General features: G+C 61.0%; 20 protein-coding genes, 2 tRNA genes and 1 riboswitch. Of the genes, 8 read left to right on the plus strand and 14 right to left on the minus strand.

What is annotated here, in order from left to right:
- The first annotated feature begins 29 nt into the window (after positions 1-29).
- Positions 30-1,085, plus strand: a complete 1,056-nt coding sequence (locus AC4CWH_RS14075; RefSeq protein WP_491319218.1) for a glycosyltransferase family protein — start codon at positions 30-32, stop codon at positions 1,083-1,085.
- A gap of 32 nt (positions 1,086-1,117) precedes the next feature.
- Here the strand turns inward: AC4CWH_RS14075 and AC4CWH_RS14080 are convergent.
- Positions 1,118-1,191: transfer RNA gene (locus AC4CWH_RS14080), tRNA-Gly, on the minus strand.
- Positions 1,192-1,261: 70 nt separating this feature from the next.
- Positions 1,262-2,356 (minus strand): 2'-deoxycytidine 5'-triphosphate deaminase, encoded by a 1,095-nt coding sequence (locus AC4CWH_RS14085; protein ID WP_491319219.1) that lies wholly within the window; start codon positions 2,354-2,356, stop codon positions 1,262-1,264.
- A 73-nt stretch (positions 2,357-2,429) separates the two neighbouring features.
- A riboswitch (SAM riboswitch) is annotated at positions 2,430-2,508 on the plus strand.
- Between the two features lie 44 nt (positions 2,509-2,552).
- On the opposite strand from AC4CWH_RS14085, the gene AC4CWH_RS14090 reads away from it, so the two are divergent.
- The 3 genes from AC4CWH_RS14090 (at position 2,553) to AC4CWH_RS14100 (ending at position 5,958) form a co-directional block, all read left to right on the plus strand.
- A complete protein-coding gene (locus tag AC4CWH_RS14090) occupies positions 2,553-3,737 on the plus strand; it encodes an O-succinylhomoserine sulfhydrylase (RefSeq protein ID WP_491319220.1) in 1,185 nt (394 codons plus the stop codon).
- Positions 3,738-3,874: 137 nt separating this feature from the next.
- Complete coding sequence (gene apaG, locus AC4CWH_RS14095) at positions 3,875-4,267, plus strand: Co2+/Mg2+ efflux protein ApaG (RefSeq protein WP_491319221.1); 393 nt, start codon at positions 3,875-3,877, stop codon at positions 4,265-4,267.
- 245 nt (positions 4,268-4,512) lie between these two features.
- Positions 4,513-5,958 (plus strand): tannase/feruloyl esterase family alpha/beta hydrolase, encoded by a 1,446-nt coding sequence (locus AC4CWH_RS14100; protein ID WP_491319222.1) that lies wholly within the window; start codon positions 4,513-4,515, stop codon positions 5,956-5,958.
- A gap of 68 nt (positions 5,959-6,026) precedes the next feature.
- On the opposite strand, the gene AC4CWH_RS14105 is transcribed toward AC4CWH_RS14100, so the two are convergent.
- The 3 genes from AC4CWH_RS14105 to AC4CWH_RS14115 form a co-directional block, all read right to left on the minus strand.
- Entirely contained in the window at positions 6,027-7,019 is a 993-nt protein-coding gene (locus AC4CWH_RS14105) for an Hsp33 family molecular chaperone (RefSeq protein WP_491319223.1), read from the minus strand.
- Between the two features lie 182 nt (positions 7,020-7,201).
- Entirely contained in the window at positions 7,202-8,119 is a 918-nt protein-coding gene (gene argF / locus AC4CWH_RS14110) for an ornithine carbamoyltransferase (protein ID WP_491282684.1), read from the minus strand.
- A gap of 53 nt (positions 8,120-8,172) precedes the next feature.
- On the minus strand, positions 8,173-9,369 hold the full coding sequence (locus AC4CWH_RS14115; protein WP_491282685.1) for an aspartate aminotransferase family protein: 1,197 nt from the start codon (positions 9,367-9,369) through the stop codon (positions 8,173-8,175).
- A 427-nt stretch (positions 9,370-9,796) separates the two neighbouring features.
- On the opposite strand from AC4CWH_RS14115, the gene AC4CWH_RS14120 reads away from it, so the two are divergent.
- Positions 9,797-10,348 (plus strand): GcrA family cell cycle regulator, encoded by a 552-nt coding sequence (locus tag AC4CWH_RS14120; RefSeq protein WP_491282686.1) that lies wholly within the window; start codon positions 9,797-9,799, stop codon positions 10,346-10,348.
- 159 nt (positions 10,349-10,507) lie between these two features.
- Here the strand turns inward: AC4CWH_RS14120 and phoB are convergent, their stop codons facing one another.
- The 7 genes from phoB to phoR all read right to left on the minus strand — a co-directional run bounded on the left by phoB (position 10,508) and on the right by phoR (position 18,276).
- A complete protein-coding gene (gene phoB / locus AC4CWH_RS14125) occupies positions 10,508-11,191 on the minus strand; it encodes a phosphate regulon transcriptional regulator PhoB (protein ID WP_491282687.1) in 684 nt (227 codons plus the stop codon).
- A gap of 26 nt (positions 11,192-11,217) precedes the next feature.
- A complete protein-coding gene (gene phoU, locus AC4CWH_RS14130) occupies positions 11,218-11,928 on the minus strand; it encodes a phosphate signaling complex protein PhoU (protein WP_491282688.1) in 711 nt (236 codons plus the stop codon).
- 53 nt (positions 11,929-11,981) lie between these two features.
- Positions 11,982-12,797: a phosphate ABC transporter ATP-binding protein PstB gene (gene pstB / locus AC4CWH_RS14135; protein ID WP_491282689.1), complete on the minus strand. Its 816-nt coding sequence runs from the start codon at positions 12,795-12,797 to the stop codon at positions 11,982-11,984.
- 13 nt (positions 12,798-12,810) lie between these two features.
- Positions 12,811-14,133, minus strand: coding sequence for a phosphate ABC transporter permease PstA (pstA, locus tag AC4CWH_RS14140; RefSeq protein WP_491282690.1), 1,323 nt, complete (start codon positions 14,131-14,133; stop codon positions 12,811-12,813).
- The gene (gene pstC, locus AC4CWH_RS14145) at positions 14,130-15,614 is read right to left on the minus strand and encodes a phosphate ABC transporter permease subunit PstC (protein ID WP_491319224.1); all 1,485 of its coding nucleotides are present in this window, start codon (positions 15,612-15,614) and stop codon (positions 14,130-14,132) included. The genes pstA and pstC overlap by 4 nt, the downstream gene beginning before the upstream one ends.
- A 185-nt stretch (positions 15,615-15,799) precedes the next feature.
- Positions 15,800-16,834: a substrate-binding domain-containing protein gene (locus AC4CWH_RS14150; protein WP_491319225.1), complete on the minus strand. Its 1,035-nt coding sequence runs from the start codon at positions 16,832-16,834 to the stop codon at positions 15,800-15,802.
- 194 nt (positions 16,835-17,028) lie between these two features.
- The gene (phoR, locus tag AC4CWH_RS14155; RefSeq protein ID WP_491282693.1) at positions 17,029-18,276 is read right to left on the minus strand and encodes a phosphate regulon sensor histidine kinase PhoR; all 1,248 of its coding nucleotides are present in this window, start codon (positions 18,274-18,276) and stop codon (positions 17,029-17,031) included.
- A gap of 197 nt (positions 18,277-18,473) precedes the next feature.
- On the opposite strand from phoR, the gene ppk2 reads away from it, so the two are divergent.
- Complete coding sequence (ppk2, locus tag AC4CWH_RS14160) at positions 18,474-19,370, plus strand: polyphosphate kinase 2 (protein ID WP_491319226.1); 897 nt, start codon at positions 18,474-18,476, stop codon at positions 19,368-19,370.
- A gap of 33 nt (positions 19,371-19,403) precedes the next feature.
- Here the strand turns inward: ppk2 and AC4CWH_RS14165 are convergent, their stop codons facing one another.
- Positions 19,404-20,801, minus strand: coding sequence for a hypothetical protein (locus AC4CWH_RS14165; protein ID WP_491319227.1), 1,398 nt, complete (start codon positions 20,799-20,801; stop codon positions 19,404-19,406).
- 278 nt (positions 20,802-21,079) lie between these two features.
- On the opposite strand from AC4CWH_RS14165, the gene AC4CWH_RS14170 reads away from it, so the two are divergent.
- Positions 21,080-21,155, plus strand: a tRNA-Thr gene (locus AC4CWH_RS14170).
- Between the two features lie 161 nt (positions 21,156-21,316).
- Complete coding sequence (locus tag AC4CWH_RS14175; protein ID WP_491319228.1) at positions 21,317-21,661, plus strand: hypothetical protein; 345 nt, start codon at positions 21,317-21,319, stop codon at positions 21,659-21,661.
- Between the two features lie 150 nt (positions 21,662-21,811).
- Here the strand turns inward: AC4CWH_RS14175 and AC4CWH_RS14180 are convergent, their stop codons facing one another.
- Positions 21,812-22,204 (minus strand): PRC-barrel domain-containing protein, encoded by a 393-nt coding sequence (locus tag AC4CWH_RS14180; protein ID WP_491319229.1) that lies wholly within the window; start codon positions 22,202-22,204, stop codon positions 21,812-21,814.
- Positions 22,205-22,281: the final 77 nt, after the last annotated feature.

Here is a 22,281-nt window from a genome sequence, read left to right on the forward strand (position 1 = left end):
GTTGTGCTGCAGGATATACGGAGGTTTGCGTGCTGATCGGTTTCAACGGCGGAGAGCTTTGCGAGCGCGGCACATCGGTTGCGCTCTTCGACTACGCCGAAGGCAACGAGACCATTCTCGGCAACAGGAGCCTGATCTTCTATGACCGGGACGCCAAGGCCAATGTTGCCGAAGCCATCCGGAAATTCGAGGCCCGCTTCGAGGTCATCGCCTATTCCTCCGTTTCAGACCTGCATGAACGGCTTCGGTCGCACCGGGTGGATGCGTTCTACACGATCAAGAGCGGCGCCCGCGACGCAGTCGATTTTCCAGACATTCCAACCATGGTGCATGCCGTTTTCCCGACAAAACCATCAGAAATCCACGGCCATGCCTATGCCTATGTGTCGCCGTGGCTTGCGCGGTTGTGCCGGCGGCAGAAGGGCGCCGCCGTTCCCCATATCGTTCACCCGGCACGGACAGCCGACGATCTGCGCGCGATGCTCGGCATACCCTCAGATGCCGCCGTGTTTGGCTGTTACGGGGGACGGCAAAGCTTTGACATCGATTTCGTCAAAGCCAAGGTCATCCCGCATGTTCTCGCCAAATCGAAGAACACGTTTTTCATCTTCATGAACATCGAGCCGTTCCTGTCGGACCCGCGCGTGCACTTTCTGCCCGGCACGACGGATACGGATACCAAGGCACGGTTCATCCAGACAGCAGACGCCATGCTGCATGCGCGCAAGCGCGGCGAAACCTTTGGTCTGGCTTGCGCCGAATTCCACGCCGCAGGGCGCAAAATCATCACCTGCGGCCGCAGCCGCGAGCGCGCCCATATCGAGCACGCAGGCACGGACGCCCTTGTCTATAAAAACCGCTTCGACCTGGCCCGCATCCTGCTGACCTTCGACCGGTCGCTGCGGGCAGAGCCTGCGCACTTCCTGCAACGCCACACGCCGGCAGCCGTGATGGAGGATTTCAAGGCGCAACTGCTGGACCCTGCCCTTTTGCGGCAGGAGGCTCCACGCCCGACAGGCATCGAGGCCAAGATCGCCGACAAGATTTTCTACCTGAGACGAAAACGCTTTTTGCCACAGACTTGAGCGGCTGGGACGCGACGGGAGCGGGAGGAGGTTGGAGCGGGTGAAGGGAATCGAACCCTCGTATTCAGCTTGGGAAGCTGCTGCTCTACCATTGAGCTACACCCGCTTGAGCGCAAAAGCTCTAACATCAAGCTGCTTTGCCGTTCAAGTGGAAACCACGCGAAAAGCGCCAGCTGTCAGCTGCGAAAATGTTTCGACAGCTTCAGGCCCTGCGCCTGGTAATTGGAGCCGAGGCCGGAGCCGTAAAGGCCTTGCGGGCGCTCCAGCATGTGTTCGTAGACGAGACGGCCGACGATCTGGCCGTGTTCGAGGATGAAAGGCACCTCGTGGCTGCGCACTTCCAGAACCGCGCGGCTGCCGGAGCCGCCGGCTGGTGCGTGGCCGAAACCCGGATCGAAGAAGCCGGCGTAATGGACGCGAAATTCACCCACCAGCGGATCATAGGGCGTCATTTCGGCGGCATAAAGCGGCGGCACGTGAACGGCCTCGCGCGAGACGAGGATGTAGAATTCGTCGGGATCGAGGATCAGGTCGTCGCGGCCGCGGCTGTAAAGCGGCTCCCAGAAATCGAGCACATCATGGGCGCCCTTCTGGTCGACATCGATGACGGAGGTGTGGTGCTTGCCGCGATAACCAATGAGCCCGTCCGGACCGGTACCCTTGAGGTCGATGGAGAGCGCGATGCCGCCGCCCGAAACGTTCGGGGTTTCACTCGCCACCAGCGTTTCCGCCTCGTGCAATGCCAGAACTTCCGGTTCAGTCAGAAGCGCATGGCCGGTGCGGAAACGGATCTGCGACAGCCGCGAGCCGCGTCGCACGATAACGGGGAAGGTGCGCGGCGAGATTTCGAGATAAAGCGGGCCTGTGTAGCCGGCCGGGATCTTGTCGAATTCCTGGGCGCGATCGACCATCACGCGGGTAAAGATGTCGAGGCGGCCGGTCGAGCTTTTCGGATTGGAGGAGGCCGAGAGGTCAGCTGGGAGATCAAGGCTTTCCATCAGCGGCACGATGTAGACGCAGCCGGTTTCCAGCACGGCTCCGTTTTCGAGATCGATCTCGTGCAGCGTCAGGCGCTGCAGCTTGTCGGCCACCGTGTGGTTGGGGCCGGGCATGAAGCTTGCGCGCACGCGCAGCGCCTTTGCACCGAGACGCAGGTCGAGACTTGCCGGCTGGATCTGGTCACCATCCAGCGGCGCCTGGCTTTTCAGCCGGCCCGCCTCGAAAAGGGCGCCGATGGCGCTATCCGCCAGAATGCCTGATGTGCGTGTCATAAACCCTATCCTTCAATCGCAGGACAAAAGCAAAACCGGGGAATTGACGCAAGCGCCAGACGGGCGTAAGGCAGGTTTATCCCGTGGTGATTTGGCCGGTCGGCTTGCAGCCACGTTAAACAAGTGGCTAAAAAGACCGGGTGCGAAACCGGTCTGCATATGCGACCGGTTTTTTTGTTACGAGATGGTGACACGCATGAGCAAGACCTGGCGCCCCGCAACCCAACTGGTTCACGAAGGCACGCTGCGCTCGCAGTATGGCGAAACCTCCGAAGCGATCTATCTGACGCAAGGGTTCGTCTATGAGAATTCCGCCGCCGCCGAAGCCCGCTTCAAGGGCGAGACGGACGGCTTCATCTACGCCCGTTACGGCAGCCCCACCAACGACATGTTCGAAAAGCGCATGATTGCGCTCGAAGGCGCTGAAGATGCGCGCGCCACCGCATCCGGCATGGCAGCCGTTGCCGCAGCCATCCTCTGCCAGGTGAAGGCCGGTGATCATATCGTCGCTGCCCGCGCTCTGTTCGGCTCCTGCCGTTATGTGGTGGAAACGCTTGCCCCGAAATATGGCGTCGAATGCACGCTGATCGACGGGCGGGATCTCGCCAACTGGGAAGCGGCGATCCGCCCCAACACCAAGGTGATGTTCCTCGAAAGCCCGACCAACCCGACGCTGGAAGTGGTCGATATCGCCGGCGTGGCAAAGCTTGCCAACCAGATCGGTGCCAAGGTCGTGGTGGACAACGTGTTTGCGACCCCCCTCTTCCAGAAGCCGCTGGAACTGGGCGCGCATGTCGTCGTCTATTCCGCGACCAAGCATATCGACGGCCAGGGCCGGTGCCTCGGTGGCGTCATCCTCTCCGACAAGCAGTGGATCGACGAAAACCTGCACGATTATTTCCGCCATACGGGCCCGGCCATGTCGCCGTTTAATGCGTGGACGCTGCTGAAGGGGCTTGAGACCCTGCCGCTGCGCGTGCGCCAGCAGACGGAAAGTGCGGCCCGTATCGCCGATTTCCTCGCCGGCGAGCAGAAGGTGGCCAAGGTCATCTATCCCGGCCGCAAGGACCATCCGCAGGCCGATATCATCGCCAAGCAGATGACCGGCGGCTCGACGCTGATCTGCATCGAACTGAAGGGCGGCAAGGATGCAGCTTTTGCCCTGCAGGATGCGCTGGAGATCATCAAGATTTCCAACAATCTCGGCGATGCAAAAAGCCTGATCACCCATCCGGCGACCACGACGCACAAGAACCTGACGGACGAGGCCCGCGCCGAACTGGGCATTTCCGGCGGCACGTTGCGCCTCTCCTGCGGCATTGAAGACACCGATGACCTGGTGGACGATCTGACACGGGCTCTTGCCGCCGTATCGGCGTAAAAATCACCGGGACGTTTCGGTCAGGCGCAGTGGAACAGGGTTAATCGCCAGTTCGTGACTGTAAGGATGGGTGCATTTCTTGACCTTGCGCCCATCCTGTACGATATCCCTCATTGTATAGAGTAAAGGTATCGCGCATGTACCGGGCCCGGACGAAGGATATCGAAGTCGAGGTGGAACCCTATTATCTGGAGGAGCAATCCGATCCGGATGACAGCCGCTATGTCTGGGGTTATCGCATCGTCATCTCCAACCACTCCAACCTGACCGTGCGCCTCATCCATCGCTACTGGAACATCACCGACCAGAACGGGCTGGTGGACGAGGTCGAGGGCCCCGGCGTGGTCGGCGAACAGCCGCGCCTGAAGCCGGGCGACACTTACGAATATTCCTCCGGCTGCCCGCTCGACACGCCCTCCGGCGTGATGTTCGGCCACTACCAGATGGAAACCGACGAGGGCGAGATTTTCAACGTCGATATTCCCGCATTTTCGCTGGATAGCCCGGGGTTGATGCGGGTGCTGAACTGAGGCCATGCGGCCTCGTTTGGTTATAGGTGGCGACCAAACCGCTATTTGTCGTTTTGATGAGACAGGCACAGATTTCTCCGGTCCAGTGGTCTTTGGGAGGAGAACTGATGCGACAGATGATACCGCTGCTATGCAGCGCCGCGATGATTTTGGCCACCGGCGGTGGCGCAAATGCCCAGAACGCCAGTAGCTTCAGAGACCAACCACCCGGCACCCCTTGGGCACCTGCTGCGGTTTCCCCTCAAATGGGATGCGAAGCGCTGAGCCGGGCAAGTTTCGGCGAGATTACCCAGTTGATTGCGCGCCACGTCGCAGAAAACGGCGACGTGCCCGGGCATTGCCATGTGACCGGCTTCATCCGGCCCCAGATCGCCTTTGAGGTGACGCTTCCGGACAATTGGAACAAGCGGCTCTACATGTTCGGCAATGGCGGATATGCCGGCGAAGATCTGGCCGCCCCCTCGCGCGTGGCCACCCGCAACGCGGCTTTGGCGCGTGGCTTCATGACAGTCCAGCAGAATACCGGCCATGATGCCCGCACCTACCAACTCGGCGATTTTGCCGATGGCAATATGGATCTGCTGATCGATTACGCCTCACGGGCCGTGCATGTGACTGTGGCCGCAGCCAAGGAGATGGCAAGCCGCTTTTATGACAAGACGGCCGCCTATTCCTATTGGGATGGTTGCTCGACCGGAGGACGCCAGGGATTGATCGCAGCGCAGCGTTATCCGGCCGATTTCGACGGCATTATCGCGGGTGCACCGGTTCTGAACTTCACCGACACGCAGGTGTGGGGCGTCTGGAACGCCCGCGCCCTTCAAAAAGCACCCATTTCCCCGACACAGCTGCCGGTTCTTGCCAAGGCGGTGATGAACCAGTGCGACGGGCTGGATGGCGCATCCGACGGGCTGATCACCGATCCCCGTCAATGCAAGTTCGACCCGCGCAAAGACCTGCCGATCTGCGCGGCAGGAGAAGGTGGCGACCAGTGCTTCACCGAAGCGCAGGCACAGGCATTGCAAACCATTGCCGATGGCGTTCAGATCGGCGGCAAGACGGTGTTTCCAGGCGTTCCCTGGGGTGTCGAGGGACTGGACCCAAAAGGGGAAAGCGGCTGGAACCTGTGGATCGTGTCGCAAGACGGCCCCAGCCGGCAATTGGCCTATGGCGAAACCTTCCTCAAGAACATGGCAATGCTGCCAGCGTCCGGCAAGGACATCGACTGGAAGACCTTCGACTTCGACGCGAAGTATCCGCAGATCAAGGCCATTCGACAGATCCTTGATGCCACCGATCCGGACCTTTCGGCCTTTGCGACGCGTGGCGGACGCATGATCACCTATTTCGGATGGGCAGACCCTGCCCTCAACCCGATGATGGGGGTGAATTATTATGAGGCCGTGCGCAAGACGATGGGCGAGGAGAAGACCGAAGACTTCTATCGGCTTTTCATGGTCCCTGGCATGAACCATTGCCGGATGGGCTACGGAACGGATACCTTCGACGCGCTGACACCGCTGATGAACTGGGTGGAGCGCGGCACGCCGCCGAAACAGATCCTGGCAAGCCAGATGGAAGGGTCGAAAATCGTCCGGGAGCGGCCTCTGTGCCCTTATCCGCAAGCCGCGAAATACAATGGCAGCGGCGACCTCAACCAGGCGGAAAGCTTTGAATGCTCAAGCCCCTGAACAAGGCCGCCTTGATCACTCCCGTTCACGGCATCATCGTGAACGGGAACGGCACATCACCGTCCCGATCAGGCCGGCGTGAGTTCTGATGGATCGTAGCGATAGGTGGTCGAGCAGAATTCGCAGGTGACGGAAACCTCGCCCTCTTCGACGCTTGCGGTGATTTCCTCGGCGGTGAAGCCGGAGAGCACGCCCTTGATCTTGTCACGCGAACAGCTGCAGCGATCGAGAACCGCCTGCGGTTCGAAGATCCGCACGCCGCGTTCGTGGAAGAGACGGAACAGCAGCCGCTCGATGCCGACCACCGGATCGGTCAACTCGTCGGTGTCCACGGTCTGCACCAGCATGCTGGCTTCGGCCCAGGCATCGTCGGAGGCAAGGTGGTCGGTGTCGCGCTCGTCGCCATCGCCGCCGTGCAGGTCCTGCTGGCGCATGCGCTCGGGCGCCTGCGGCAGAAACTGCGCCAGAACGCCGCCGGCCCGCCAGTTGTGGCGGGGTTTGCCCGCCTCATCACGGTCGATCAGTTCGGCCACGCCGAGGCGCACCTTGGTCGGGATCTGTTCCGACTGGCGGAAATAGACCCCGGCGATTTCCTCGAGCGACGAACCGTCCAGCGGCACGATGCCCTGATAGGGATGCATGCCCTGGCCCTGGTCGATGGTGAAGGCGAGAAATCCCTCTCCCAGCAGTTCTGGCGGCGAAATGCGCCCAGCCTTCACCGCAGCCTCCAGCGCTTCCTCGTCAAAACGGGCATAGGCGCGCAGGCTTTCAGGGCTCGAAAAATCGGCAACCAGCAGATCGACGGGACCATCCCCCTTCGTCTGCACGGTAAAACGGCCGTCGAATTTCAGCGATGTGCCGATCAGCGCCGTGAGGACGATGGCTTCGGCGAGCAGCCGGGCAACCGGTGCCGGATAATCGTGACGACCGAGAATGGTGTTCAGAAGCGGCCCGAGCTGTACGGCGCGGCCGCGCACATCCAGTCCCTCGACCTGGAACGGGATAACGCGGTCATCGCCCGCCAGATTAAGTTCACTCACGTCCACTACAGCTTCTGCCATGACTTACTCCTTCGCGCCGGAGCACCCATTTCGCACATAAGGCGGCCGAGCGGAACCGCTGACCGGGCAAAGAGGCCGACGATGTATCTTGAAACGCCCGAACCGGCAGGGGTGCGGGCGCGATTGGAAAGCCGACAGATGGGGTGGCCCGACCGTCAAATCAAGCCGCTCGCCCAAAAGCGTCAGACGGCGCCAAAACACCAGGCCAGGATCGACTTCTGCGCATGCAGGCGGTTTTCCGCCTCATCGAACACGACGGACTGCGGACCGTCGATCACCTCGTCGGTCACCTCTTCGCCGCGATGCGCCGGCAGGCAGTGCATGAACAGTGCATCGGCATTGGCGCGCTGCATCAGCTGGCTGTTGACCTGGTATGGCTGGAAGACATTGTGGCCGCGCGCCTTGTGTTCCTGGTTCATCGAGATCCAGGTATCGGTCACCACCATGTCGGCGCCATCGACGGCACGTTCGGCATCATGGAACAGCTTGACGTCGCCGCCATTGTTGCGCGCCCAGTTGAGATATTTGTCGGAGGGTTCAGAACCCAGCGGCACGGCCATGTTCATCTGGTAGCCGAAACGGGCAGCGCCTTCCACGAAGGAATGCAGCACGTTATTGCCATCGCCTGTCCAGGCGAAGGTCTTGCCCGCCACCGGCCCGCGATGTTCCTCGAAGGTCAGGAGGTCGGCCATGATCTGGCAGGGATGCGTTTCGTCGGTGAGACCGTTGATCACAGGCACTGTCGCGTGCTCTGCAAGCTCCAGCAGGCGCGTGTGGTCGGTCGTGCGGATCATGATGGCATCGACATAACGCGACAGAACCTTGGCGGTATCGCCAATGGTTTCGGCACGCCCGAGCTGCATTTCCGTGCCCGACAAAAACAGCGTTTCGCCGCCCAGCTGGCGCATGCCGACATCAAACGAGACGCGGGTGCGCGTAGACGGCTTTTCAAAAATCATCGCCAGCATCTTGCCGGCCAGCGGCTTGTCCGCCGTGCCGGCCTTGGTGGCCTGCTTGCGGGTGCGGGCGTCATCGAGAATGGTGCGCAGCTCCCCGGACGAAACGGCCGAGAGATCGAGAAAATGCTTAGGTGATGCCATGGTCCAATCCATCGGGGCGCCGTCCGGCGGCCCTTGCGTTACGAAAGAGCCCGTCAGGCCGTTTTCTTCAACTGTTCGCGGCTGAGCTTTTCGGCCGCACGCTCGATGCGCGCAATGCCCTCACGGGCCTCTTCCGCCGTCACCACCAGCGGCGGCAGCAGACGAATAACGTTATCGCCGGCGGGAACGCCCAACAGATGTTCCTCGCGCATGGCCAGCGCCAGTTCGCCGGCGGGCACGCGGGCTTTCACGCCCAGCATCAGGCCTTCACCGCGGATTTCCTCGATCACATCGGGGAAACGGTCCTTGAGCGAGGCAAGGCCCTGGCGGAAAACCAGCGCCACGTCGCGCACATTGTCGAGGAAGCCATCGGCCAGCACCACGTCGAGCACGGCATTGCCGACAGCCATGGCGAGCGGATTGCCGCCATAGGTCGTGCCGTGAACGCCGGGCTTCATGCCGGAGGCGGCCTCGGCGGTGGCAAGGCAGGCGCCGAAGGGAAAACCGCCGCCGATGCCCTTGGCCACGGCCATGATATCGGGGGTAATGCCGGTTGCCTCATAGGCAAAAAATTTGCCGGTACGACCAACGCCGGACTGCACCTCGTCAAACATCAAAAGGATGCCGTTGTCGTCGCAGATCTGGCGCAGTTCACGCAGGAATTCCTTCGAGACCACACGGATGCCGCCCTCGCCCTGGATTGGCTCGATCAGCAGCGCTGCGGTGTTTTCGGTGATGGCCGCCTTCAGCGCGTCCATGTCGTCAAACGGCACCTGGTCGAAACCGGGCGCCTTGGGCCCAAAACCTTCCATGTATTTTTCCTGGCCGCCGGCAGCGATCGTCGCAATCGTGCGGCCATGGAAGGCGCCTTCGAAGGTGATGATGTGGAATTTTTCCGGGTGGCCCTTGGAATAATGGTAACGACGCGCCGTCTTGATAGCGCATTCCAGCGCTTCCGCACCGGAATTGGTGAAGAACACCTTGTCGGCAAAGGTCGCCTCGGTCAGGCGGCGGGCAAGCCGTTCCTGCTCGGGAATTTCATAGAGATTGGACAGGTGCCAGACCTTGTCGGCCTGGTCCTTCAGCGCCGCGACCAGATGCGGATTGGAATGGCCGCAGGAGGTCACGGCAACGCCTGCGCCGAAATCGAGATATCGCTCGCCCGTTTCCGTCACGAGCCAGACGCCCTCGCCGCGCACGAAACGCAGCGGAGCCCGTGCAAAGGTGTCGAAAAGTGCGGCTTCAGCCATGGCGACATCACTCCTTGGGCAACGATAATCCCTTGTGGCGGCACGGCCGCCGGAATTCAAACCAGAAACTAAAAATGCCGCCTTAAGCGGCGGCTGGCGCACTATCGGCATTTCAGGATCAACTGTCAACAAATCGCTTGAATTTCAGGGGATTTCCGCTGCGTGAGGCTGGCTTGCGCGAAGCTTTTGCGCTGTGACAAAAAAGACTCGCCTTAAAAGCAAGTTGGGGAAAACCCTGAAATCGATTCGCCGCGATTCCGCCGACTCTTGTCAGCGAGTCCCGGGGTCGATAGGTTAAAGATCAATTACTAGACTGCATGCGGCGGAACTAGTCACCAAGCACATATATATGGTATGTCCGGCAGGAAATCTTCCCGCCGGCAGGTGAGCGATTCTGTCCGCACAGCCCCTACGGCGGAGAGATGGCATGAACTGGACGGACGAGCGCGTCGAGAGACTAAAGCGGCTTTGGGCCGAAGGCCTGAGCGCAAGCCAGATCGCAACACAGCTGGGCGGCGTCAGCCGCAACGCCGTGATCGGCAAGGTACACCGTCTCAACCTGCCAGGCCGCGTCAAGGCCGGCGGCACGCAGGCAACGGCGCGCACCGCGCCCAAGCGCACCACCTCTGCTCCGCGCGCGCCGAACTTTGCGGCCCGCACCACGACCAATCCTGCCCGTACCACGCCCCATGCGGTTGGTGTTGCCGTGGTAGCGCCGGAAGTCGAGGCCGTACAGCCGACGGAATTCCGCGCCCCGAGCAATGTCGTGGTGCCGATGTCGCGTAAGCTTTCGCTGACGGACCTGACGGAACGCACCTGCAAGTGGCCGATGGGCGATCCCCTGAAGGACGACTTCCACTTCTGTGGTTCGGATTCTGCCGATACCTCGCCCTACTGCAAATATCACGCTCGCCTCGCCTACCAGCCGGTCAACGAGCGCCGCAAAGCTGCCAACATCTCGGCTGCCGCCCGCGCCTGAAATCGTCTTCGAGCGCTTGCCGCTCAGCAATCTGAAAACGGGCCTCGCGCCCGTTTTTTTGTGCCTGGAGACACTTTGAAAAAAGCCGACAGAAAGAACGCCCGAAGCACAAGCCGCCGGGCGTCAAAACCGTGTCTCATCAGAAGTGACGAACGCGCGTTAAGCTTCCATCGAATATCCGGCGCCGCGCACGGTGCGGATCACATCCTGCATGTTGGAAAAGTTGAGTGCCTTGCGCAGGCGCCCGACATGCACGTCGACGGTGCGTTCATCCACGTAGATATCATGGCCCCAGACGCCATCGAGCAGTTGCGAGCGCGAATAGACGCGGCCCGGCGAGGCCATCAGAAATTCCAGGAGGCGGAATTCCGTTGGCCCAAGCCGCACTTCACGGCTTTTGCGGTGAACGCGGTGTGTCTCGCGGTCCAGCTCGATATCGCCGCAGCGCAGAACGCTGGAGAGAACCTCCGGGCGGGCACGCCGCAGCATGGCCTTCACCCGTGCCATCAGTTCCGGCGTCGAGAACGGCTTGACGACGTAATCGTCGGCACCGGTGGCAAGGCCGCGCACCCTCTCGCTTTCCTCACCGCGTGCCGTCAGCATGATGATCGGCAGCCGTTCGGTTTCTGGACGCATGCGTAAGCGCCGGCAAAGCTCGATGCCCGATACGCCCGGCAGCATCCAGTCGAGGATCAACAGATCCGGCAACCGCTCCTGGAGGCGGATTTCCGCCTCGTCTCCGCGCAGGATCGTCTCGACCTCGTAGCCTTCGGCCTCGAGATTATAGCGCAGGAGGACGCTGAGAGCTTCCTCGTCCTCCACAACCGCAATTTTGGGCAGCATGGTTCAGGCACTCCGTCAGTATGGCCTTACTCGGCCACAGCACCAAGCGTGTTGGACGTATCGTCCTTGGGGCGCTCGCCTTCAGGCTGGGCACCTGTTGCGATGTAATAGATGGTCTCGGCGATGTTGGTGGCATGGTCACCGATGCGCTCGATGTTCTTGGCGCAGAACAGAAGATGCGTGCAGCTGGTGATGTTGCGCGGATCTTCCATCATGTAGGTCAACAGCTCGCGAAACAGCGAGGTGTACATCGCGTCGATTTCCTCGTCGCGCTGGCGGATGGCTTCGGCCTTCTGCACGGAACGGCTGGAAAACACGTCCAGCACTTCCTTCAGCTGCACCAGCGCAAGCTCCGACAGGTGTTCCAGGCCACGGGCAAGCTTGCGCGGCACGCCGGTGCCCTGCACGGCGATGACGCGCTTGGCGGTGTTCTTGCCAAGGTCGCCGACGCGCTCCAGATCGGCAGCGATCCTGAGCGTGCCGATGATTTCGCGCAGGTCCGCAGCCATCGGCTGGCGCTTGGCGATGGTGATGATCGCCTTTTCCTGGATCTCGCGCTCGGCGTGATCGAGGATCACGTCGTCGGAGATGACCTTCTGGGCAAGCGCGCCATCGGAATTGACCAGGGCGCGCACGGCATCGCCGCACATCTGCTCGGCAAGGCCGCCCATTTCGGAAATCCGGCGGTTCAGATATTTCAGGTCTTCGTCATAGGCCGAAAGGATGTGCGAAGGCATATTTGGCGTCCTCGGATAGGGGTGTCAGCGCAAGGGCATGGGTGTAACGGCAATCAGCCGAAGCGGCCCATGATGTAGTCCTGCGTACGCTGATCATCCGGGTTGGTGAACATCTTGTCCGTATCGTTCTCCTCGACCAGCTGGCCGAGATGGAACATGGCGGTGCGCTGCGACACGCGGGCCGCCTGCTGCATCGAGTGGGTGACGATGACGATGGTGTAATTGCTGCGAAGTTCGTGGATCAGCTCTTCCACCTTGGCCGTTGCGATCGGATCGAGCGCCGAGCAGGGCTCGTCCATCAGGATGACCTCAGGCGAAACGGCAATGGCGCGGGCAATGCAGAGGCGCTGCTGCTGGCCACCGGAGAGGCCGGTGCCGGATTCCTGCAGGCGGTCCTTTGCCTCGTTCCAAAGGCCCGCACGCTGCAGGCTTGCCTCGACGATCTGGTCCATATCCGCCTTGTTGCGGGCAAGACCGTGGATGCGCGGGCCGTAGGCGATGTTTTCGTAGATCGACTTCGGGAATGGGTTCGGCTTCTGGAACACCATGCCGACGCGGGCGCGCAGTTCCACCACGTCGATCGACGGATCGTAGATATCGTCGGCATCGAGCGTGATACGCCCGGTGACGCGGCAGCTTTCGATCGTATCGTTCATGCGGTTGAGGCAACGCAGGAAGGTGGACTTGCCGCAGCCCGAAGGGCCGATCAACGCCGTCACCGTGTTCTCGCGGACATTGAGATTTACGTCGAAGAGGGCCCGCTTCTCGCCGTAATAGACAGAAACGTCCTTGCCCACCATCTTGTAGGAAACGTCATTCATTTTCTGATCCAGAGCCTTTTCAACTGCTGCTTCCGACATCATGTTCATGGTCCGGGTCCTTCTACCAACGCCGTTCGAAGCGACGACGCAAGAGGATTGCGCCAACATTCATTGCGATCAGGAACAGGAGCAGGATGATGATTGCTCCCGAGGTGCGCTCCACGAAGGCGCGTTCCGCCTCGTTAGCCCACATGTAGATCTGCACCGGCAAGGCCGTCGACGGATCGAGCGGCGTGGTCGGGTAGTTGGCGACGAAGGCGACCATGCCGATCAAAAGAAGCGGCGCGGTTTCACCGAGCGCGTGTGCCAGACCGATGATGGTGCCCGTCAGGATGCCCGGCATCGCAAGCGGCAGAACGTGGTGGAAGATCGTCTGCATCTTGGAGGCGCCAAGCCCGAGCGCTGCTGCCCGAATGGACGGCGGCACAGCCTTCAGCGCCGCACGCGTGGCGATGATGATCGTCGGCAGTGTCATCAGGGTCAGCACCAGGCCGCCGATCAGCGAGGCCGAACGCGGCAGGCCCATGAAGTTGATGAACACCGCAAGACCGAGAAGGCCGTAAACAATCGAGGGAACGGCCGCCAGATTGTTGATGTTGACTTCGATGAGGTCCGTGAAGCGGTTCTTCGGCGCAAACTCTTCAAGATAGATGGACGCGGCAACGCCGATGGGCAGCGCCAGTACCAGCACGATCAGCATCATGTAGAACGAGCCGATCAGGGCGACACCAACACCGGCTGCTTCCGGACGGCTGGAGGCGCCGTTCACAAAGATGCCCGTGTTGAAATGCTTGGCAAGCGTGCCGGCCTCGGCCATCTGCTTCATCCAGCCAACCTGCTGGTCGGAGATCTTGCGGTTGCTCTCGGTCACGTCGAGATCGATCTGCCCCTTGAAGGCGGAGTCGAGATCGCCGGCTGCCAGAAGACGCACACTCTGCGTCGTCCCGATAATCGAGGGATTGGCAACCACGAGGTCACGCAGCTGGGCACGCACGCTGTCTGACAGCATCTGGCCCACTTCGCGCATCTTGGTGCGGTCGTTTTCGGCAACACCAAGCACTTTGGCGAGCGCATTGCGGGCCAGCACCGGATAGTTCGCCGTGAGGAGTTTCTGCGGATTGGTTGCCCGCTCATTGTTGGGATCGATCACCTGCTCGGAAAACTCGATCGGCACCGTGATCATCGTCTGCTGGAAAGCTGTATAGCCCTTGGAGACGACCGAGGTCAGCAGCATGAACAGGAAGATGAGGCCGAAGAGAATGGCGGCGATACCATAGGCGCGGAAACGACGTTCGGCGGCGTAACGACGCTTGATGCCGATGTCGCGGCGCACGCGGGGGCGTGCGGCGGCCGGAGTGGCCGAAGGCGTGACAACCTGGCTCATTCGTACTGCTCCCGGTATTTGCGCACGATGTAGAGCGCGTAGATGTTCAGGCAAAGCGTGATGGCAAACAGCGTGATACCCAGCGCAAAGGCAACCAGCGTCTGCGGCGAGGTGAATTCCAGATCGCCCGTCAACTGGTTGACGATCTTCACCGTCACCGTTGTCATCGGCTCGAAGGGATTGAGCTGCATGCGGGCGGCAACACCGGCGGCAAGCACCACGATCATGGTTTCGCCGATGGCGCGCGAGGCGGTCATCAGGATGGCGCCAACGATGCCCGGAAGGGCGGCCGGCAGGATGACGCGCTTGACCGTTTCGGATCGTGTGGCACCAAGACCGAGCGAACCATCGCGCATGGCACGCGGCACGGCGGTGATGATGTCATCCGACAGCGAGGACACATACGGGATCAGCATGATGCCCATGACGAAGCCGGCGGTCAGCACGCTCTGCGCCTGGATAAAGCTGGTATAGTTTCCGGTGGTCAGGCCTGCGATCTGCGCGGAGATATCGCGCAGGAAAGGTCCAACCGTCGTCAGCGCGAAAAAGCCGTAGACGATGGTGGGAATACCGGCGAGGACTTCGAGAAGCGGCTTCACGATGGCGCGCAGGCGCGGCGAGGCATATTCAGCCATGTAGATGGCCGAGAACAGGCCGACCGGCACGGCAAACAGCATGGCCACAAAGCCGATATAAAGCGTGCCGAGCAAGAGCGGAATGAGGCCGAACTGGCCTTCCGAGCCACCGGAACCGGCCGCTGCAAAACGCGGATCCCACACCGTTCCGAAGAAGAATTCCCAGGCCGGCACGGCATGGAAGAACTGCGTCGCTTCGGTGAGCATCGAGGCCACGATGCCGACAGTGGTGAGGATGGCAATGGAGGAGGCAACGATAAGGCTGCCCAAAATGACATGTTCGACGCGGTTACGCGCCCGGAAGCGTGGCTTGATCATCCGATAGGACACGAACCCGCCGATGAGCGCGATGATCGTGACGATGAAGGCGGTTGCCCAGCCATTCAGTGCGCGCAGACGGTTCAGGTCGACTGCGGCCTTGACCATATAAGGTTGCGGCTCGCCGGCGATGGCCACGCCGCGGCTGCCCATCAGCGCGCGAAGTTCATCCGGATTGCGCTCAGCCTGCGCCGTTTCTTCGGCAGACAGCGCATTCAGACCGCGCGCGATGCCCTCGATCATGCCGAAGTTGAGGCTCTGCGTCGCAGCCGATTCCGCCAGCGCATCCGCCGGAAAATCGTTGCGCACGACGTTATTGATGACCGCTGGCGAGACAATAAGCCAGATGGCAAGCACGAGGAGAGCCGGAAGGCCCGCCCAGACGGCGACGAACGAGCCGTAATAGCCCGGTCTTGAATGCATGTTCGACGACCGGCCACCGGAGAGTGCAAGCGCACGCCGCGTGCCGGCAATATAGCCCAGAATGGCTATCACCGCCGTCGTCAGAAGGAGCATTGATGTACTCATTAAATCCCCCAGCCACCGCCTGTTCGGCAGCATGTGCCATGCGCCGTTCGCCTTCATTCATTGAAGCAGACTAAATTTTGGTAAAAACAGGTGTTAGCAAACAGTCAGGTTTTCATCCGGCCAATGCCGGACGGCGCCATCAGGCAATTGCCGGCGGAAGGATCTTCCGCCGGCAAGCTTGGCAATTACATGGTCTTGCCAGCAGCAAAGGCCTTGCGAACAGCTTCGCGCTCTGCGTCCGGCGCAGCAACCAGGCCGTATTCGGCCAGCGGCGAGTCAGGGCCGACCATGGCGTCGGAGATGAAGAACTCGACGTATTCCTTAAGGCCCGGGATAACGCCCAGGTGTGCCTTCTTGACGTAGAAGAACAGCGGACGCGAGACCGGATACTTGCCGGAAGAGATGGTTTCCGTCGACGGAACAACGTCCTTGACGGTTGCAACCTTCAGCTTGTCCATGTTGTTTTCGTAGAAGGCCAGGCCAAACACGCCAAGGCCGGTCTTGTTGGCCGAGATGCGAGCGAGCGTTTCGGTGTAGTCGCCGTCGATGTCAACAGCAGCACCGTCCTTGCGGATGGCGACGCACTTGGCAGCAGCCTGCTTGGCATCGGTGATGGCAGCCTTGATGACTTCAGCAGCGCCGGATTCCTTGCAGCCTTCCGTCATGATCTTCTCTTCGAAGACTTCGCGGGTGCCGTGCTTGGAGCCGGGAATATAGGCAGCGATCGGGCCCTTCGGCAGCGTTGCGTTAACGTCCGACCAGTTCTTGTAGGGGTTGGCAACGAGCTTGCCATCGACGACGACTTCAGCGGCCAGCGCCTTGTAGAGGTCCTTCGGCTCGATCTTCATGTCGCCATTGCTGGAAGCGGCGGCAAAAACGATGCCGTCGTAACCGATGCGAACTTCCTGAACGTCAGTCACGCCAGCAGCCTTGCAGGCTTCCAGTTCGGACTTGTTGATCGGGCGCGAGGCATTGGCGATGTCGATGGTGGCTTCGCCGACGCCCTTGCAGAATTCCTTGAGGCCGGCGCCGGAACCGCCCGATTCAACGACCGGGGTCTTGAAGTTCGGGAAGGTCTCGCCGAAAGTTTCAGCAACGATCTTGGCATAAGGCAGAACGGTGGACGAGCCGGCAACCTGGATCTGGTCGCGTGCGGCAGCGGCGCCTGCAAATGCGACAGATGCCACCAGGGCAGCTGCGGAAAGCTTCAGGATGTTCATTGTGATCTCCCGTCATGGGCTTGTGTGAATTCTGGCTGCAACCGGCTTTTTAAGCGTGCCGGCCATCAAGCAGCCTTGTCTTAGCCGCCCGAGCCTCACCTTTTATGTCATTTCGGTGAAACATTTGTGACAAGTCAAGCCATTGAAAATACGTCGTTATTTTTCAGCTTAACGCGTCTGAACCGTTCTTTGTGTCAAAATCTCACGGTAAAGTCCGTTCCCTTGCCCAGCTCGGATTTAACGATCAGGCGCGCGCGGTGCCGCGTGAGGATATGTTTGACGATGGCAAGGCCGAGGCCCGTGCCCTTTTTCGACCGGCTGTCAGCCACGCTGACGCGGTAAAACCTTTCCGTCAGGCGCGGAACATGCTCGGCGGGAATACCCGCTCCCCGGTCGATGACGCTGAATTCCACCGGCTGTTGTGGCTCGCGGCGCAGGTGAACGTCGACGATCTTGCCCTCCTGGCCATATTTGCAGGCGTTCTCGATGAGGTTTTCGATGACCTGCACCAATTCGTCGCGGTCACCGGTGACCTCCACCTTGCCATCAGGCAGATGCATGCGGATCTCGACACCCAGTTCGTGGGCAAGCGGCACGAGGGAATCGCGCACGCTGCCAACGAGCGGCACCAGATCCACCATCTGATTGGGCGCGATATGCGCCTTGGATTCCAGACGCGACAGCGACAGAAGGTCATCCACCAACCGGCTCATGCGGGTTGCCTGATCGAGCATGATGGCCAAAAACCGCTCATGGGCGGCGAGATCGGATTTCGCCGGCCCCTGCAGCGTCTCGATGAAGCCGCGCAGCGACGCAAGCGGCGTGCGCAACTCGTGGCTGGCATTGGCCACAAAATCGGAGCGCATGCGGTCAATGCTGCGAAGCTCGGAAATATCCCGGAAGGACAGCGCGAAATAACGCTTGGCGAAACCGCTGCCGCCATCCTCGATGGGCGCCACCCGCAGGATATAGACCCGCTCGGACGGATGGCGTTCGGAATGTTCGATCTGGTTCGGCTCGCCGGTGGCAATCGTTTCGCGCACCATATCGAGTATGCCGGGTGTGCGAAGTCGCGCCGACAGGTGGGCACCGGGCGTCATGGCACCAAATGCCTTCGTCGCGGCCGGGTTCTGAAAGAGGACGTTGGCATCGGCACCCAGCACGATCACCGGCATGTCGAGCGCGCCATAGGCATCGGCGACATCCTCCAGGGGATCGCGCCGCAGGGGCGCAGGGGCCGGCGCCGGCATCGACGGTTCCTCGGCAATCGGAAGCGAAGGGCCAAGCAGCAGCGACAGCACGATCAGCAGCCAGCCGGCCGCGACGAAGACCGGATTGATCTCGGCACCAAGCGCCAGGGCTGCCAGCAGGCTTGCCGCCGTCACGACCAGCCAGCCGCGACGCAACTGTTCGACACGCCCTGCCCTTACCCCATGCGTCATGCATGCCTCTCCCCGCCAAGTTTCTGGTGCAACACCAGCCTGACGGATGGTGATAGCCTTCTCGCATGACAGATATACATCGCCACGTCCCGGCGTTTGACAAAATTGGAGCCTGTTTTGTTTTCTCAACAGGCAAAGCGGATTTTCCGCTGCAAAGCCTTACATAGAAGAAAGACGCAAAGGACGAGGAGACACAGATGGACGAGCAGGATGGCCTGGGCAAAATCGGCAGCCGCATTGCCGAGATTGAAATTGACGGAAAGAACCGCCGCTTCGACATCGATGATCCGCATCTGCCAAAGTGGATTTCCGAAAATGCGCTCGGCTCCGACAATTACCCCTACGACAAGAAATTGGACGACGACCGCTACCACGAAGAACTGGAAACCTTGCAGATCGAGCTGGTCAAAGCGCAGATCTGGCTGCAGAAAACCGGAAAGCGGGTGATGGCGCTGTTCGAGGGCCGCGATGCCGCCGGCAAGGGCGGCTCCATCTTTGCCATCCATGCCTGCCTCAATCCGCGCTCGGCCCGCGTGGTGGCGCTGACCAAACCGACCGAGACGGAAGCGGGGCAATGGTATTTCCAGCGCTACGTGACGCATTTCCCGACCAAGGGCGAACTCGTGCTGTTTGACCGCTCCTGGTACAACCGGGCCGTCGTGGAGCCGGTCATGGGCTTTTGCACACCCGCACAACACAAGCATTTCCTGAAGGTCACACCGGCCTTCGAGCAGTTGATCGTCGACGAAGGCATTCACTTCTTCAAGTTCTGGCTGAACATCGGGCGCGAAATGCAGATGAAACGGTTTCACGACCGGCGCCATGATCCGCGCAAGATCTGGAAACTGTCACCGATGGATATCGCGGCCCTGTCGAAATGGGACGATTACAGCGAAAAACGCGACCTGATGCTGGACAAGACCCACACCCAGGATGCGCCCTGGATCATCATTCGCGCCAACGACAAGCGCCGCGCCCGGCTGAACATCATCCGGCAAATCCTGACCACTCTCGATTACGACGGCCGCAACGACGAGGCTATCGGCGATATCGATTACAAGATCCTCGGTTTCGGCCGCAAGGCCTTCGACTGACAGCCTGATCCGGGATGAACCTTTGGCCCGGCCTCACTGGCCGGGCAGAACCCGTACCGAATACAGGAAGATCGGGGAACGGCCGCCGAGAATGTCGCTGTTGATGTAGATGCGACCCGGCTGGGTGGGGGCAAGTGTGCGATCGAAGGTGACGCGAAACAGCGTATCGGCGCGCTCCTGCGAGGCCGCAACCCGGTGGCGAGAGCAATTACCAAGGCTTGCGAAGCCGCAACGCACCGCCACCTGCACCGATCTGTCCGCTGCCGATTGCAGGGTCAGCGCGATGGTCGAGGTCTTGCCGGACAGTTCACGCAGAATATCGACGGGGACTTCGATGGCAACGTCGCCGCTCTCGTCGGCGGAAGCCGACGTGATACGCAGAGCCGGACCATCCGCCATGGCAACGGTTTCCACCGTGGCCGACGCGCCGGCCGAAACCGCCGCCTTGCGATCGGGACCATACACTTCCAGCCAGTCCGCGGAAAAACCGTGCTGCGGGTCGAAGCCGGCGGGGGTGCCGGCAGGCGTTCCGGAAAAGTCTTCCTCGCTCACGGTCGCCGGCGGATTGGGAACGCTCGTATCGCGCTGGGCTGCCGTCAGAAACAGGCCGGACGTCCAGGCCCACCAGCCGCCCATCACGATAAAGGTCAGCATGATCAGCCAGATGAACAGGCGCGAGATCAAACCGCGCCGGCGGCGCTTGCGCTTTTCGCCGGGGATACCGGGCGCGGCATCGCCGTTAGACAAACCGGATGCGGCATCCATATTGCCCTTCCGGCCGCGCGCCGGCTTCACCTTGGCCTGCCGGCCTTTACGCTCGGGCACGGGCGGCGGCGCAAGCCGATCATCACGGCGTTCGGCGCGCATGCCTCCGAGGTCGGCAAATCCGCTCTCTGACGAAGGTGCCGGCTCTGCTGCATGGCTCTCCGGTGCGCGCATGGCATTGTCCAGGCTCGGTTCGGATATCCGCGCATCCACAGTGGTGTCGCTTGCCGAGCGATCCTGCGGTGCCACAGTTGGCGCCATGACAGGATCGACGCGGCGGGGCCGCGAAGCGGCAGGCGCATCAGGCGAGACGGCGGAAATCTCCGGCGGGAACGATGGCTGGACAGGCGCACGAGACGCAGAGGCTGGGGACGCGGGCGATTGGGGAGTGGGCGCGGGCGAAACCGGCGGCTCCTGCGCGCGCGCATGCGGCGCCGACTGTGAAAGATCAGTTGCGCGCGCCCGCTCCTCGCCTTCGATTTCGCGGATTTTCAGTTCCAGACGCTGCCGTTCAGCCGCGATGACATCAGGATCAGTCACCGCCTGGCGCGTGAGGCCCGCTTCCAGAGCCTGCCGGGCCGTCTGATAAATACGGGCGCGAATGGTGGCGTCGCCGCGCTCGGAGCGCGACAGCGCGTTCCTGATTGCCGTTTCCAATCCACTCACTGCGTCGCCTTCACTTTCGCTGTCCGTCCTGCAGTCCGCCCGGTCGTGCCATGGGCTTAATCCATGCCCGGCAAACCGATGAGCGCCTGTGCTTTCGGTAAACGCTCAGAGGCAGAACTGCAAGTCCGGCGCTCTCGCCTTCCTTTGGCGCCAGAGAAGGCACTTCCAAGGCAGTTTGGCAAAAGAGATCCACAGGATGTGAAAATCCCCGCTTGAAATCTCTGCGCAATGCCTGTATCAGCCCCGTCACACCGCAAGCCCCACCGGGTTTTGCCGGCGCCGCTTTAGCTCAGGTGGTAGAGCACATCATTCGTAATGATGGGGTCGCAGGTTCGAGTCCTGCAAGCGGCACCATTTTTCTCTCCCTGCATGACACATTTGTTTTCGATTTGTTGAGGCTCGGCTATTGCCTGCCTTCTCGCTGCAGCCGTTCGTTTTTTCGGAAACAATTGCAGCGTCACGCGGTTGGAAATCCTGAAGGTCGGCAAAAACTGTCGGCCGAAGGAGGAAACATCATGATGAAAAGACTTTTGACCGTCGCCATCCTGTCTGTCGGCCTTGCAGGCTCAGCCTTTGCACAATCCGGCTCCGGTTCGGGCGGCTCCGGTTCTGGCGGCGCGGGTTCGGGCGGCGCGGGTGGGGCGGGCGCCTCGTCCGGGGCTGACGCAGGCAGCGGTTCTGGCGGCACGTCAGGCACGTCCGGTTCCACATCCGGCCAGACCGGCGGCAGCACGGATACCAATAATACGGCATCAGGTGCTGGCGGCACGGCGAGCCATAACTGCAGCCCGGACACGTCCACGCCCAATGCAAAGACGCAAGGGACGTCTGCCCAGACGGCACCCGTGCAGAATTGCTGATCAAGGCCGGCAGTGCCGATCGAGAACTGGCCCGGGAGCACGCTCCCGGGCATTGTTTTGTTCTGAAGATAGCCCATAAAAAAGCGGCCCCGCACTGAAATCCAGGGCGGGGCCGTTGTGTTATCGGTCATTCAGGGCACGATCTGCACCTTACATCCAGTAGGGCGGAACACCGTAATAGTCGTAGATCGTGCGGTCGTTCTCGCGGTAGAAGCGATCATCGTCGCGATCCTGATAACGCGGTGCGCCTGTGATCTGGTCCTTGGTCAAGTCGATACGATAGCCGTCAAGCTGCTCATCATACTGAAGCTTTTCCCAGGGGAGCGGGAAATAATCGTCGCCGATCCCGAGGAAGCCACCGAAGCTCAAAACGGCATAAGCAACCTTGCCGCCGCGCTTTTCGAGAAGCAGGCGCTCGACCGAGCCGATCCGCTTGCCATCCGCTCCATAAACACTTGTCCCTTCGACCTTGTCGCTCGCAATCAGCGCATAGCTGTCCTTCACGTAAGGATCCTGGCCGGCTCTCGGTTCTTGATGCAACATGGTTTGCCTCCTTGGTTGTTTCCTCTGAAAGACCAACGCCGGGCTGTATCGAATGTTCCGCTCCACAGGCGGTTTGC

The sequence above is a fragment of the Neorhizobium sp. PAMB6716 genome, from assembly GCF_058242805.1.